The 14524-nt window shown below is 64.0% G+C and carries 13 protein-coding genes; 9 read left to right on the forward strand and 4 right to left on the reverse strand.

Annotated features, from left to right (window positions below):
* Positions 1–11: 11 nt before the first annotated feature.
* On the forward strand, positions 12–722 hold the full coding sequence (gene phoU / locus BLU32_RS02600) for a phosphate signaling complex protein PhoU (RefSeq protein ID WP_093804857.1): 711 nt from the start codon (positions 12–14) through the stop codon (positions 720–722).
* A gap of 38 nt (positions 723–760) precedes the next feature.
* Entirely contained in the window at positions 761–1459 is a 699-nt protein-coding gene (gene phoB / locus BLU32_RS02605; RefSeq protein ID WP_093804858.1) for a phosphate regulon transcriptional regulator PhoB, read from the forward strand.
* Positions 1460–1593: 134 nt separating this feature from the next.
* Here phoB and BLU32_RS02610 read toward each other — a convergent pair whose 3' ends face one another.
* Complete coding sequence (locus BLU32_RS02610) at positions 1594–2133, reverse strand: GcrA family cell cycle regulator (RefSeq protein WP_093804859.1); 540 nt, start codon at positions 2131–2133, stop codon at positions 1594–1596.
* Positions 2134–2595: 462 nt separating this feature from the next.
* Between BLU32_RS02610 and BLU32_RS02615 the strand changes: the two genes are divergently transcribed.
* Genes BLU32_RS02615 through BLU32_RS02625 form a run of 3 tightly spaced genes read left to right on the forward strand, consistent with a single transcriptional unit; the run spans position 2596 to position 5713 of the window.
* Positions 2596–3795: an aspartate aminotransferase family protein gene (locus BLU32_RS02615; RefSeq protein WP_093804860.1), complete on the forward strand. Its 1200-nt coding sequence runs from the start codon at positions 2596–2598 to the stop codon at positions 3793–3795.
* Complete coding sequence (gene argF, locus BLU32_RS02620) at positions 3795–4727, forward strand: ornithine carbamoyltransferase (RefSeq protein WP_093804861.1); 933 nt, start codon at positions 3795–3797, stop codon at positions 4725–4727. The genes BLU32_RS02615 and argF overlap by 1 nt, the downstream gene beginning before the upstream one ends.
* Positions 4724–5713 carry an Hsp33 family molecular chaperone gene (locus tag BLU32_RS02625; protein WP_093804862.1) on the forward strand — a complete coding sequence of 330 codons (990 nt, stop codon included), beginning with the start codon at positions 4724–4726 and terminating at the stop codon, positions 5711–5713. The genes argF and BLU32_RS02625 overlap by 4 nt, the downstream gene beginning before the upstream one ends.
* A 10-nt stretch (positions 5714–5723) precedes the next feature.
* On the opposite strand, the gene BLU32_RS02630 is transcribed toward BLU32_RS02625, so the two are convergent.
* Positions 5724–6005 (reverse strand): hypothetical protein, encoded by a 282-nt coding sequence (locus BLU32_RS02630; protein WP_093804863.1) that lies wholly within the window; start codon positions 6003–6005, stop codon positions 5724–5726.
* 312 nt (positions 6006–6317) lie between these two features.
* On the opposite strand from BLU32_RS02630, the gene BLU32_RS02635 reads away from it, so the two are divergent.
* Both BLU32_RS02635 and BLU32_RS02640 read left to right on the forward strand, forming a co-directional pair.
* A complete protein-coding gene (locus BLU32_RS02635; protein WP_157727463.1) occupies positions 6318–7730 on the forward strand; it encodes an efflux RND transporter periplasmic adaptor subunit in 1413 nt (470 codons plus the stop codon).
* A gap of 3 nt (positions 7731–7733) precedes the next feature.
* Positions 7734–11138, forward strand: a complete 3405-nt coding sequence (locus BLU32_RS02640; protein WP_093804865.1) for an efflux RND transporter permease subunit — start codon at positions 7734–7736, stop codon at positions 11136–11138.
* 20 nt (positions 11139–11158) lie between these two features.
* Here BLU32_RS02640 and BLU32_RS02645 read toward each other — a convergent pair whose 3' ends face one another.
* On the reverse strand, positions 11159–11809 hold the full coding sequence (locus tag BLU32_RS02645) for an alpha/beta family hydrolase (RefSeq protein ID WP_093804866.1): 651 nt from the start codon (positions 11807–11809) through the stop codon (positions 11159–11161).
* Positions 11810–12001: 192 nt separating this feature from the next.
* Between BLU32_RS02645 and BLU32_RS02650 the strand changes: the two genes are divergently transcribed.
* Complete coding sequence (locus tag BLU32_RS02650) at positions 12002–12799, forward strand: sterol desaturase family protein (protein ID WP_093810487.1); 798 nt, start codon at positions 12002–12004, stop codon at positions 12797–12799.
* On the opposite strand, the gene BLU32_RS02655 is transcribed toward BLU32_RS02650, so the two are convergent.
* Positions 12770–13666: a transporter substrate-binding domain-containing protein gene (locus tag BLU32_RS02655; protein WP_093804867.1), complete on the reverse strand. Its 897-nt coding sequence runs from the start codon at positions 13664–13666 to the stop codon at positions 12770–12772. The genes BLU32_RS02650 and BLU32_RS02655 overlap by 30 nt on opposite strands.
* Here BLU32_RS02655 and BLU32_RS21570 point away from each other — a divergent pair.
* Positions 13654–14502, forward strand: a complete 849-nt coding sequence (locus BLU32_RS21570) for a hypothetical protein (RefSeq protein WP_157727464.1) — start codon at positions 13654–13656, stop codon at positions 14500–14502. The two genes, BLU32_RS02655 and BLU32_RS21570, sit on opposite strands and share 13 nt — an antisense overlap.
* Positions 14503–14524 lie beyond the last annotated feature (22 nt).

The following is a 14524-nucleotide window of genomic DNA, read 5'->3' on the forward strand; positions in this document are numbered from 1 at the left end:
GGAGATTTGAAATGCCGAATCATACAGTGACTTCCTTCGACGACGAGCTCAAATCCGTGGCCGGTCGCGTTTCGGAAATGGGCGGGCTTTCCGAAGTCATGCTGACCGATGCGATTTCCGCGCTGATCCGTATGGACAAGGAGCTTGCCCGCAAGGTCATCGCCCAGGACAAGCGCGTCGACGCGCTGCAGTTCGAGGTTGAGGATCAGGCGATCCTGATTATTGCCCGCCGCCAGCCGGTTGCGCAGGACCTGCGCGACGTGATCGCCGCCATGCGCATCTCCAACGATCTGGAACGTGTCGGCGATCTGGCAAAGAACATCGCCAAGCGGGTGATCGCCATTGAGGGATCGTTCGACAGCAAGAAGTTCGCGCTGGGCGTCGAGCACATGAGCGAACTGGCGCAGGAACAGCTCAAGGCGGTGCTTGATGCCTATGCCAACCGTGACACCTCGTCCGCCGCGAACGTGCGCGAACGCGACGACGAGGTCGACGCTCTCTACACCTCCATCTTTCGAGAACTTCTCACCTACATGATGGAGGATCCCCGCCAGATCTCGATTTGCGCGCATCTTTTGTTCTGCGCAAAGAATATCGAACGCATCGGTGATCATGCGACCAACATCGCGGAAAACGTCATCTACATGTCGACGGGTGTGCAACCTGCCGACGACCGCCACAAGGTCGACGAGACCGGCGTGGAGACCGGCGCCGCGAGCTGACGCGCGACGTGTGAAGAGACAAGGCGAGGTTACCGCAAATGCCAAAGGTTCTTATTGTCGAGGACGAGGAACCTCTCATCATGATGCTGCGCTACAATCTGGAGGCGGAAGGCTATTCGGTCGACACCTGCATGCGCGGCGACGAGGCGGAGCTCTTGCTGCGCGAGCAACAGCCGGACCTTCTGCTTTTGGACTGGATGCTGCCCGGCCTGTCCGGCATCGAGCTCTGCCGCAGGTTGCGGGCGCGTTCGGAAACGGAGCGACTTCCCGTGATCATGCTCACGGCTCGCGGCGAGGAGCAGGAGCGCATTCGCGGCCTGGCGACCGGGGCCGACGACTATGTGGTGAAACCGTTCTCGATCCCCGAGCTGATGGCGCGGGTGCGGGCAATGCTGCGCCGTGCCAAGCCGGAGGTCGTGTCCTCGCAATTGCGCTCGGGTGATCTCGAACTCGACCGCGAGACCCACCGGGTGCGCCGCGCGGGCCGGGAGATCCATCTCGGGCCGACCGAGTTCCGCCTGCTGGAATTTCTGATGACCTCGCCGGGGCGTGTCTATACCCGCGAACAGTTGCTCGACGGCGTCTGGGGCCACGATGTCTATGTCGACGAGCGCACTGTTGACGTTCATGTCGGGCGCCTGCGCAAGGCGATCAACCGGGGCAGGATGGTCGATCCGATCCGCACCGTGCGCGGCGCGGGATATGCGTTCAACGACCAGTTTGCCGTCGCGTCCTGATTTCGCGGCATGCGCACCGCGGTTTTTCGCCCCGGTCTCTCAAGGAGACGTCTGCCGAATACGAAAAGGCCCGCACCGTTCCCCGGTGCGGGCCTTTTCAATCGTCTGGCGCCGGAACGCTACCCGGGTCTATTTCAGCCCGCTGCCACCGCGCGCTGGTTCTGGGTGCGACGCCGGTCGCTCGCCGGCTGATAGGCAATGCGGCAGTGATGCGCGCAATAGGGAACGCCGGGGTTGGAGGCGTGTCCGCAAAAGTAGAAGTCGTCGCTCGTCGGATCGCCGATAGGCCACTTGCAGGTGCGCTCGGTCAACGTCAGGATCGAGGCGCGCTTTGCGATCGGAACGAGTTCGGCCACTGGCTGACTCTTGGGCGCGGGCGCGGCCACCGGAGCGGTTTCGGCCTTGAGCGCTGTCGCGCCGATGCTTTGCGGCATCGGCGAATGTGGTGTCTCGGTGTGAGACTGGCTCTCCGACATGGAGGGTTTGGCGGTTTTCCGGGATTTCTGCGATGCGGACGCCTGGGTCTTGGCGCGTCCTGACAGGCCCAGCCGGTGCACCTTGCCGATTACGGCGTTGCGCGTGACCCCGCCCAGTTCCGCCGCGATCTGGCTGGCGCTCAGTCCGTCGCCCCACAGCTTCTTCAACAGGTCGACACGTTCGCTTGTCCAGGACATGCGGCACACTCCGTCTTGGTTCGAGACCCGACATCTGGTTAATATCCGGTTATCGGCACACCACAAGGGCACCCCGCTCATCACCGGATTTTGAGGCTAAAGTGAGTCAAGCACACGAGATGTCGTATTTCTTAACTTGAAAACTACAATATGCCGCGTTTTCTTCGCAAGGCTTTGCGCAGATTCACCTGGGGATAGTGCCGGTTTTCCCCAACAAACCCTCAACCAGCGGATGGCCAGTGGATTCCGGCGACGTGCCGGAGCGTGGCAAGCACGTTGACTTTTCAGGTCCGCGCGGGTGTATAACGACGTGTCGTCGTGGTGCCGCCTCTCTTGGGCGGCACTCTGCTTTCCGGGGGCCGCAATTGCGCGCCAAATGTCGGAAGTGGCATCTCGGCGGCGGCAAACCCGGGTGTCAGGCAGCCAGCAGGCGCCGGCAACCCAAACTGAGGCGAGACGGACATGGTGGAGACTTCGCTCTATCAGACCTACAACCGCGCGGACCTGTCGTTCGTGCGCGGCGAAGGTGTGTGGCTGGAGACCGCCGATGGCCGACGATATCTCGATTGCGCCGCAGGGATCGCCGTCAATTCCCTGGGCCACAGCCATCCCGCGCTTGTGGACGCATTGAAGAGCCAGGCCGACAAGCTTTGGCACGTCTCCAATCTCTACGGCATCGAGGGTCAGGAAGCCTTTGCGCGCAAGCTCACGGAGGCGACGTTCGCCGACCGTGTGTTCTGTACCAATTCCGGTGCGGAAGCGCTGGAGTGCGCCATCAAGACCGCGCGCCGGCACTTCTACACGAACGGCCAGCCGGAACGGGTCAACATCATCACCGTTGAAGGCGCGTTTCACGGCCGGACGCTTGCGACCATCGCCGCCGGCGGACAGGAAAAATATCTTGAGGGCTTCGGTCCCAAGGCGGCGGGCTTCATTCAGGTGCCCTTCGGCGATCATGACGCCTTGCGCGCCGCCGTCGACGAGCACACCGCCGCGATCCTGGTTGAGCCGATCCAGGGCGAGGGCGGCATACGCCCGTTGCCGACCGAATGTCTGCGCGGTTTGCGCGAATTGTGCGATGAGGCCGGGATCCTGCTGATCCTCGACGAGGTGCAGACGGGTGTGGGACGCACGGGCAAGCTGTTCGCGCATGAGTGGGCCGGGATCACGCCGGACATCATGGCAATCGCGAAAGGCATCGGCGGAGGATTCCCGCTCGGTGCATGTTTGTCCACGGAGGCTGCGGCCGACGGGATGGTCGCCGGCACGCATGGCACGACCTATGGCGGAAATCCGCTGGCCATGGCCGTCGGCAATGCCGTACTGGACGTCATTCTCGCCGATGGTTTTCTCGAAGCCGTTCAGGACAAGGCGCTTTTGTTGAAACAGAAACTCGCCGGCGTTGTGGACCGGCATCCGGATGTCTTCGAGGAGGTCCGGGGCAAGGGGCTGCTTCTGGGGCTCAAGTGCCATGCGCCGAATGGCGACGTGCTGCGGCATTTCCGCGAAGAGAAGGTGCTGGCGGTCGGAGCCGGCGAGAACGTGTTGCGCATCATGCCGCCGTTGACGATCACCGCAGAAGAGCTGGCCGAGGCTGTGGACCGCATTGATCGCGCCGCCGATGCCATGGACAGCGAATTGAAACGGGGAGCGGCCGAGTGATGTCAGCGCAGCCACGTCATTTTCTCGACTTGACCGAGGTCGACGCGCAGGAGTTGCGCGCCATTCTCGACGGCAGCCGCCGCATCAAGGATGCACGCGGCCCCGTGCGCGTCAGCGGCGACGGCCCGCTGGCCGGCAGGGTGCTGGCGATGATCTTCGAGCAGCCCTCGACGCGCACGCGCATTTCCTTCGATGTGGGCATGCGCGAACTGGGCGGCGAGACCTTGATGCTCACGGGTGCCGAAATGCAGCTCGGGCGCGGCGAGACCATCGCGGATACCGCCCGCGTTCTGTCGCGCTACGTCGACGCGATCATGATCCGCATGCTCGACCATGATGCACTGCACGAGTTGGCCGCAAACGCCACCGTTCCGGTCATCAACGGGCTGACCAAACGCACCCATCCCTGCCAGATCATGGCGGATGTTCTGACGTTCGAGGAAAAGAAGGGCAAGATCGCCGGCCGCTCCGTCGCCTGGACGGGCGACAGCAACAATGTGCTGGCGTCCTGGATGCACGCGGCTGCGAAGTTCGACTTCGAACTGCGGGTCGCAACGCCCGCCCAGCTTGCTCCGGCTCCTGAACTGGTGGCGTCAGCGCGTGCGGCCGGAGCCGTGATTGGCATCACCGACGATCCCTTCGAGGCGGTGAAGGGCGTGGACTGCGTCGTCACCGATTGCTGGGTCTCCATGGGCGACGAGGACGGCGACCGCCACAACCTGTTGAAGCCGTATCAGGTCAATGAACGTCTGATGGCCGAGGCCGACCCCGAGGCGCTGTTCATGCACTGCCTGCCCGCGCATCGCGGCGAGGAAGTCACGTCGGAGGTCATGGACGGGCCACGATCCGTTGTGTTCGACGAGGCGGAAAACCGCCTGCATGCGCAAAAGGGCATTTTGGCCTGGTGTTTCGGAGCCCTGCAGAACGCATGAGTATCGAAGACGAACTGACGCGCCAGGGGCTGGAGCCGGCCGGACGCGATGCCGTTCTTCCCTTCGCGGTGGAGCCGCTCGACACGCGCGGGCGCGCGGTCCTGCTCGGGCCGGTGCTCGACCAGATCCTGCAGCGCCATGCCTATCCGGAGCCGGTTTCCCGGCTTTTGGGCGAGGCGGCGGCTCTGGTGACGCTGCTCGGCACATCGCTGAAGTTCGACGGTCGCTTCACCCTGCAAACGACGTCCGACGGGCCGGTGTCCATGCTTGTCGTGGATTTCGACACGCCCGACGGGTTGCGCGCCTGCGCGCAGTTTGACGAGGAGGCCGTGGCAGCCGCCCAGGCACGTGGCCAGGCCGACCCGGCGTCGCTTCTGGGCAACGGCCATCTCGCGATGACCATCGACCAGGGTGCGGCGATGAACCGATACCAGGGCATTGTCGCGCTTGACGGCAAGTCGCTGGAAGAGGTGGCGCATCAGTATTTCGCGCAGTCCGAACAGATTCCGACGGTGGTGCGGCTTGCCGTGGGCGAGGTGTTGGAGCGCGAGCCGGGCGCCGCGCCGCGCCGGTCCTGGATCGCCGGCGGCATATTGGCGCAGTTCCTGCCCGAGGCGCCGGAGCGGATGCGCCAGCCCGATCTGCACCCGGGCGACGCACCCGAGGGCGCCGAATTCCACGAAATCGACGAAGATGATGCCTGGCGGGAGGCGCGCGCGCTGGTTGAAACGGTGCGCGACGACGAACTCGGAGATCCCGACATGACGGTGGAGCGGCTGCTTTTCCGTCTGTTTCATGAGCGCGGCGTGCGCGTTTTTTCGCCGCAGCCACTGGCAGATCGCTGCCGTTGTTCGGATACGCGCATCCGCGCGATGCTGAAGGGTTTTACCGACGAGGAGCGCACGGACATGACCGTCGATGGCCGCATCGAGGTCACCTGCCGCTTCTGCAACACGCACTACCACTACGACGCCGACGAGGTTTGAGGCGCGCGCCTCACTCCTTTTTCGGGAGCGTCGACGTGCCGGAGCCGACATTTGCGGTGTCTGACCCGACGTTGGCGGTTCCAGAGCCGACATTCGCCGGTTCGGATGCCACCGGCGGCGTTCCGCTTGCCGGCGGGGCCTGAGGCTCGGGGCTGGGATCCGGATAGAGCTCCGGATCGGGCCCGACCGGGTTCATCCAGCCCCGGCTGGTGTCCTTGCCGGTCTTGTCCGGTTTTCTCGATCCGCCAAGCGCCGCATCGTGTGCGGACCCTTTGCCTTTTTTCTCTTTCATGTGCCGGCTCTCCCTTTGTGAATGAACCTGGTCGATCTGGGCATAGTCACGAGACGCCTGACATGATGTAGGTCAAGTCATCTCGCGTTTTGGTTGAGCGAGGTGCTTTCGGCTGCTTCCATGACCGCGTGGGGTGCCAAAGGTCTCGCGCACCTGCCCTTGTCGTGGCCACACTTTGATACATTCTTCGCCTTGCGTCGTATCGGATTGGCTCCGATAGTCTCGCGATCTCGCGTCGATTGTGGACCCGTTGCGATCCGCTGGCCGCGTTTCGACCTATAACGTCATGTGACTGCGCAAATGGACGGGCGAGTGGACAAGAACGTCATGCTGAAATCGATCGATGAAGATGCCGAGCGGAAACGTTCGGATGTCGGCTTTCATATGCCCGGCGCGCGCCGCTCCGGGGGAAAGCGGGCCGTGCTCGTTGGAAAGGTTCTGCTTCAGACGCTGCTCGCCGTCGCAATCCTCCTTGCCGCCTATACCGGCATGCAGCGGCTCATTTTCACCAAGGCCGACGTGCCGACCCGTCAGGCGCGCGAGGTGGTCTACACCGTCGAGACCGCGCCCGTGGAAATTCGCGACCACGCGCCGGTGCTCAATCTCTATGGCGAAATCCGCGCGGCGCGCACGGCCGATCTGCGCGCGCTGGTGGCCGGCGAGATTATCCGGGTCAATCCCGGCCTCGAAGCCGGCGCGACGCTCGATGCCGGTGCCGAGCTCGTCGAGATCGATCCCTTCCAGTACCGCGGCGCGGTGACCGAGGCGCGGGCGAACCTGACGGAAGCGCGCGCCGGTCTTGTCGAGGCCCGTGGCCGGGTCGCCACCGAGGAAGGCAATGTGGAGCGCGCGGTGGAGCAACTGGCCTTTGCCGAACGCGATCTCGATCGGGCCTCTCAGCTGCGCGAAAGCGGCTCCGTGACCGAGCGCACCGTCGATGAACGCAGCCTTATCGTGTCCCAGCGCAAGCAGGCCGTGGATCAGCGCCGCAATGCGCTTGCCGTGGAGCGGGCGCGTGTCGATCAGCAGGAGGCGGCGATCGAGCGGTTGGAATGGCGGCTGAGCCAGGCTGAGAAGAACTTGGGCGATACGGTGCTCAAGGCTCCCTTCGACGCCGTCGTGCGCGAAGAGAGCGCCGCCGTCGGGCGCCTGGTCAACGTCAATGACGTGATTGCCGCGCTTTACGACCGCAATGCCCTGGAAGTGCGTCTCACCCTCTCGGACAATCAATACGGCCGCATCCTCGCCGACGAGGGCGAGGTCATTGGTCGTTCGGTCGAGGTGCTTTGGTACATTGGCGGCGAACCGGTGCGCTACGACGGCGAGATCGTTCGCGTGGGCGCGGATGTCGCATTGGCACGCGGCGGCATCGATGCATTCGCCCGGGTGCGGGTTGCCGAGGGGCAGCCGACCCTTCGTCCCGGCGCCTTCGTAGAGGTTCGTGTCGCCGACAGGACCTATGCAAACAGCGCCCGCATCCCCGAGGCGGCGCTCTACGGCACTGATCACGTCTATGTGGTCGAGGACGGCCGCACCGTGCGCCGGGACGTGCGACCGGTCGCCTTCGATGGCACCGATCTGATCGTCGAGGGCAATCTGGTTTCCGGCGACACGCTGATCGTGACCCGCCTCGATGAGGCCGGCGAGGGTGTCCGCGTGGCGGAACCCAAACAGGCCACACCGGCCGCCGCCACGTCCGGCGGCGCTTCCGAAGGGACACGCTGACCCATGCGCGCGCCGCAGTTCAAGCCATCGACGCTGATCGGGCATTTTCTGCGTCATCCCAACGCCGCCAACCTGGTCATGGTGCTGATGATCCTGTTCGGGGTCTTCGGCATCGCCAAGCTCAACACCGAGTTCTTCCCGCAGATCGTTGTGAACACTGTCTCGGTTTCCGTGTCCTGGCCGGGCGCCAGCGCGGAAGACGTGGAAAAGAACATTCTTCAGGCGATCGAGCCGGAACTGCGCTTCATCGACAATGTCGACGAAATGAAATCCTACGCCCGCGAGGGCTCGGCCAGCGTGCGGCTGGAATTCCTCGAAAGTGCCGACATGCAACGGGCATTGTCCGACGTCGATCAGGCGATCGCCGGCGTCACGACGCTGCCCGAAGACAGCGAAACCCCGGTCGTGTCGCTGTCTAGCTGGTTCGATCGGGTGGCGCGGGTCGCGCTGCGCGGGCCGTTTTCCGAAGATGCGCTCAAGAGCTATGCGCGCCAAATCCGCGACGACCTGATCGATAGGGGCGTCGACAAGGTGACCTTCTCCGGCTTCCGCGACACCGAATATGTGGTGCGCGTGCCCGAGCGCGAGCTGCGCCGGCTCGGTCTGACGGTCGCCGACATCTCCGACCGGGTGGCCGCCAACACGCGCGATCTGCCGTCCGGCGACCTCAGGGGCGGCGTAGAGCGTCAGGTGCGCGCCGTGGCCGACACGGATTCTCCGGAGGCGATCAGCCGGATCACGGTCAAGTCCTTCCCGACCGGTGAAAAGGTTCAGCTGCGCGACATCGCCGAGGTCACCAAGAGCTTCGACGACGATCAGGTGCTCGGATTCTCAGACGGCGTGCGCGCGGTGGAACTCACCGTGCAACGCTCGGCGAAAGCGGACCAGCTCAAGGTCAACGCGATCCTCGACAGGTATCTGACCGAGGTGGCTCCAAAGCTGCCGAACTCGCTGGAACTGGTCAAATACGAAGTGCGCGCGGACAGTCTCAACCAGCGCATCATGATCCTGATCGAAAACGGCCTGAGCGGCTTGCTTCTTGTCGTGATCGTGCTCTTCGCCTTTCTCAATGCGCGCATCGCATTGTGGGTGGCAGCCGGCATTCCGGTGGCGATCCTGGCGACCGTGGGCATCATGTGGGTCTCGGGGCAGACCATCAACATGATCTCGCTCTTCGCGCTGATCATGACGCTCGGTATCATCGTCGATGATGCCATCGTGGTCGGCGAACACACGGCGACCCGCACCGCCATGGGCGACAGCCCGTATCAGGCGGCGGAAGAAGGCGCGAGCCGCATGCTCTGGCCGATCATTGCGGCGAGCTCGACGACGATCGCCGCCTTCCTGCCGATCATGCTGATCCAGGACACCATCGGCCAGATCATGGGCGCCTTGCCGCTCGTGGTGGTTGCTGTGGTGATCGCCAGCATCGTCGAGTGTTTCTTCGTGCTTCCGGGCCACCTCGCCCATTCGCTGTCGCGGGTCCCCTCGTGGAGCTGGTGGCGAGTTGTTGTCCTTGCTGCCGCGCCGGCCCTCTTCGTCATCGCCCTTGCCGGGCGCGAGGACATTTCGGTTCCGCCTTGGCTCGACTGGATCGCCGTTCCCGCGCGCGCCGGCCACGACGCGTTCGGCCAGACGATTTTCGATGGCTTGGTGCTGCTGTTTGCCTTCGCCGTTGCCGTCGCGCTCGAATTCCTGTTTCTCGTGCTGCGCCGCATGCAGGGCCGGCAGACGTTCGACGAGCGTCCCGGCTGGTTTCGCAGGGGGTTTGATGCCGGCTTCGGTTGGGTCCGCGATGTCCCGTTCCGGGCCTTGGTGACGCTCGCCTACCGCTGGCGTTATGTCACGATTTCGGTGGCAATCGCCACCTTGCTGATCACGGTCGGCATGGTGCGCGGCGACCGGGTCGGTTTCGTGTTCTTCCCCTCGCCGGAAGCGGAAAACATTCGTGCCTCGATCTCCTTTAACGCCGGCATTTCTCTGGCGGAGTCGGAAGCCGGTCTTCTCAGGATCGAAGGCGCGCTTCGCGAGGCCGAACGCCGACTGACGAGCGGAACGGACGAAAAGCTCATCATCGCTTCCTATGCGACGCTCGGCCAGTCCGGCAACAACCGCGGCCGCAATGTCGCCAGCATCGACGTGCAGCTGACCGCTTCGGAGGAGCGCACCACGCGCACACCGGAAGTCGTGCGGGCCTGGCGTCAGGCGCTTCCCGATATTCCGGGCGCGAAGCGGGTCGCGGTGTTCGAGCGTCGCGGAGGGCCGCCGGGACGGGATCTCGACATCCTGCTGCAGGGCGACGATCCGGCGCGGCTGAAAGAAGCCTCGCTGGAGGTCCAGGAGCTGTTGACGAGCTATCCCGGCGTCGACGGGGTGGCCGACGACCTGCCCTATGGCAAGCCGGAACTGGTGATCGAGCTGAGCCCGCGCGGCAAGGCGCTCGGCTTTACCGTGGAGAATGCCGCCCGCCAGATCCGCAGCGCACTGGAAGGTTCCATCCCGCGCCGGTTCGCCCAGGGCGAGGAAGAGGTCACCATCCGCGTGCTTCAGGACCTGTCCGCATCGGGCGGCGGCGCCTTGCGCAATCTGATGCTCAAGGCGCCGAGCGGTGAATTCGTTCCGCTGCTGGAAGTCGTGACGCTCGACGACCGGCAGGGTTTTTCGGTGATCCAGCGCGTCGACGGCCGCATCACGGTCGGCGTGTCCGCCGATGTGGACCGGGAGGTCACCTCGAACATCCAGATCGTGGAAGACCTGAACAGCGGGAAGATCCAGGCGATCACCGACCGCTTTGGCATCGACTACAAGTTCTCGGGACGCGAGGAGGAACGGAAAGGCGCGTTCGCGGATCTTCAACTGGGCACAATTGCCGCACTCGCGGCCATCTATCTGATCCTGGCGGCAATCTTCGCCAGCTACTTCACCCCGCTGGCCGTCATGTCGATCATCCCCTTCGGCGTCGTCGGCGCGGTGACGGGGCACTATCTGCTGGACTTCGATCTGACGATCCTGAGCCTGATCGGGTTGCTTGGCCTGTCGGGCATTCTCGTCAACAACTCGATCATTCTGGTCGCGCGCTTCGACGAGCGGCGCAAGGACGGAGAGACCATCGAGCAGGCGGCAATCGCCTCCGCGCAGGACCGCCTGCGCGCGGTGTTGCTCACCTCGCTGACCACAATCGGCGGCCTGTTGCCGCTGTTGTTTGAAAAGAGCCTGCAGGCGCAGTTCCTGATGCCGATGGCGATCACCATCGTCTTCGGCCTGTCGACCGCCACGGTGCTTGTTCTCGTGCTGGTGCCGGCACTCATGGGGATCGGTTCGGATATTTCCGGCCTGTTTCGCATTTCGTCCGATGAGGGGGACGGGGCTGAAGACCCGCCTTCGGTGCGCAACGTTCCGGCGGAGTAGATCCCGCACGCCTTTGCCGGTCAGCCGTCGGCCACGCTTGCGAACTCCGCGGTCGCTCTGGCTGCAGCCGCGAGATTGCCGTCCCAGGTTGCCGGGGAGGCGCCACGCGGCGCGAGATCGTGGTTGCCGTCTTCCAGCCACATCAGCTTGACGCTTTCAGGCAGGGTCAGGGTTTCAAGATCGGCCGTGTTGCCGAAGCCGTCGCGATCCCCTTGCGCAATCAGGACAGGGCGTCCGGCCTCTTCCAGCGGCTGAAGGCGCCAGTCGTCGGGTTTCCCCTGGGGATGAAAGGGATACCCCAGGCAGACGACGCCCGTGACGCGCTTGGGCAGCGATGCGGCGCTCGACAGCATCGCGGCGACGCGCCCGCCCATCGACTTGCCGCCGACCAGCACCGGCCCCTTGCGCTGTTCCAGAACCGACTGGAGAGCGGTCTGGAACTCGCCGATGAGCTTGTCGGCGCGCGGGGGCGGCCGTTTGCGACCGTCGACCCGGCGGCGGGCCATATATGTGAACTCGAAGCGTGCGACGGCCAGCCCGTTTTTCGCGGCGTGTCCGGCAAACCGGTTCATGAAGCCGGAATCCATTGCAGCCCCCGCACCATGCGCCAGCAGCAGCGTCGGCGCGTCCGGCGCATCGACGTCGGGAAGGGTCCAGAGCAGGTCGGTCATGTGTGGCCTTTGGTCGCGAAAACTTGACGTGAACGTTGCTCGCCTATCTCACGCGGGAGAGTATGGTTCAAGCGAGAACGGGCGAGGCCGGCATTTCGCCGGCCCCGTCCGTCGCGCGAAGTCTGCCGATGAGGTTTAACCGTGAGCGAAGCGACGATCAGGCTCTTGCTGTTTTTTGGAATTTTCACGGGTATGGCGGTGTTCGAGCTGGCGCTCCCGCGCAGGGAGCTGACGCTGGGGCGCGGGTGGCGTTGGGTGACCAATCTCGCGATTGTCGCGACAGACACTGCGGTGCTGCGCGTCGTGTTTCCGATGGCGGCGGTCGGTATCGCCTTGTGGGCCGGGGAGGAGGGGATCGGTCTTTTCGCCTGGCTTGGCGTTCCGTTCTGGCTTGCGGCGACCCTGGGTTTCGTGCTTCTGGATTTCGCCGTCTGGGCAGAGCATTGGGCGTCCCACAAGATCCCGCTGCTGTGGCGCATTCACAAGATGCATCATGCGGATCGCGACATCGACGTGACCACGGCGCTGCGCTTTCATCCGCTCGAGATTCTGATCTCCATGGCCTGGAAGGCCGCCGTCGTGGTCGCCTTCGGCATTCCTGCCGTTGCGGTTCTGGTGTTCGAAGTGGTGCTGAACGGCGCCGCGATGTTCAACCACGCAAATGTGAAACTGCCGGTCTGGCTCGACAGGGTCTTGCGGATGCTGATCGTGACGCCCGACATGCACAGGGTGCATCATTCGATCATCCGCCAGGAAACGGATTCCAACTATGGCTTCAACCTGTCGGTCTGGGATCGGCTGTTTCGCACCTATGTCGACCAGCCGCGCAAAGGTCATGCGGGCATGACCATCGGGCTTGCCGAATACCAGACACCGGAACCGGCCGGTTATCTCTGGAGTCTGGCTCTTCCGTTCCGCCGCACCGATGCCCGGACCGGTCCCGGGAACACCCGTCCGGCCTCAGTAAAAACTGACGGGGAAGTAGCGTAGATAGAGTTCGGAGTAGGTGCCGTTCTGCTGCAGCCGATAGAGTGCGTGGTTGATGGCTTCCTGCCGGAACGTGTCCTCGATCCGGAAAGCGATGGTCAGGCTGTGATCGAAATAGCCTGGCTCCAGCCACGGCCCGCCGACAAACATGCAGCAGTCTGCGGAGGTTTCGCCGTTGAGCCAGAACGACAGTGAAAGGCCGTCGCCGAAATGCGCATCGGCCTCCTCCGTGCCAAGGGCGGCGCGTGCCTCGGTTTCGCTTGCATAGGTCAAGATCTTCGCATCGTTGAAATAGCGTTCGAGGAACGCATCATGGACGGTACCTTCGGTCACGGAGATGCGCTTGCCCGCCATGGCCTCGGGGGTCACGTCTTCGATCCCGCTTCCTTTCAAGACTGCAAAGCGTGCCGGCAGACGCAAATAGGGATCCGAGAACAGGAGCGTTTTGGTATTCGCCTCGGTGCTTGCGAGCCCGGCGATGATGGCATCGCCCTCCTCGCGCACAAGCGCCGGCACGAGCGCATCGAAGGACTTGATGCGCAAGGAACAGGCACTGTCGAGTTCCTCGCAGAGCGCGCGCGCAAGATCGATGTTGAAGCCGGTCAGTCTCCCCGTTCCGTCGCGGAACGAAAACGGGGGAAAGTCGTCGCTGGCCAGAAAACGGATCGTATCGGGGGGAGCGGTCGGGCGGTCGCCAACGCCCCGAGGGTCCCAGAAATTGGGAACGGTGACCTCTGGCGGCGCGTCTTGCGAGGGCTCCGATTGCGCGGCCGCCGGGGCCGAACCTGTCAGAAGCGCAATCGATGCACAGCAAATCGCCAATGCGACGCTTGCAATATGGTTGTGCTTGCTGTCAAATGCAACTGACATTATTTACCGTCTTTATTTTGCAGTCCGCCGACGGACGCTCGTCATTTTCGCACAGGTACCTCGGCGAAGCCCGCGATACCTGGTTCAGTCAATCGAATTGCGAAGCGCAAGGCATGTTCGATCCCTCAGTGCGCCCCATGGATACGCCGGCTCTCCATGGCCGTGACCACACGAGACATAACGCGCGGCAGGAACACAACGGGGTGAACGCTCCTGCGTCACTATCCTATGCGCGTGAGGTTCCGTCCACCCATGGCGCGGTCCGCCCTGCAACGATGCAGGCGCCATCGCGCCGGCCTGTATGGACCTTTGGTGCTGATATCTCGGTGTTGCGGAGCCGGGGACTGGGCGACGGTTTGCTCCGTGCGATCCTGCGGGAAGGGCAGGCGTCGTCGATTTCGCCGGCGCGGTTGCTCCTGCAGCGCGGCCTTGTTGCGGAAGACGCGTATTATTGCGCGTTTGCCGAGGCGACCGGTCTCGGATTCTTGTCCGAGGGCAGCTTCATGTCCCATCACGACTTGCGCTTTCCGCCACCACCCGAAATGAACGGACCGTTGCCCATTGGTCGCGCGCAAAACGGCGAAATGCTGTTTGCGGTCGCTCCCGCCCCGGAGACCCTGACCACGTTTCAAGACTACCTGCGACGGTTTCCCGCCATGCGTCAGCGGGTTCGCATCGCCAGTCCGCGTGCGCTGGCGCGCGCGATCGCCGCCGCCGATCCAGGCAAGCGCCTGACCCTTGAACGTCCGGATGCAAGCGCGTGCCGCACGCTTACCGGCGCGCAGATCGGCGTTGCCATCGCCGTGTCCGGGGCCTTCGCGGGGGGCTGGTTCTGACACCCGGGCAGGCGGCGGTCGG

The sequence above is a fragment of the Stappia sp. ES.058 genome (assembly GCF_900105595.1).
GTDB lineage: Bacteria > Pseudomonadota > Alphaproteobacteria > Rhizobiales > Stappiaceae > Stappia.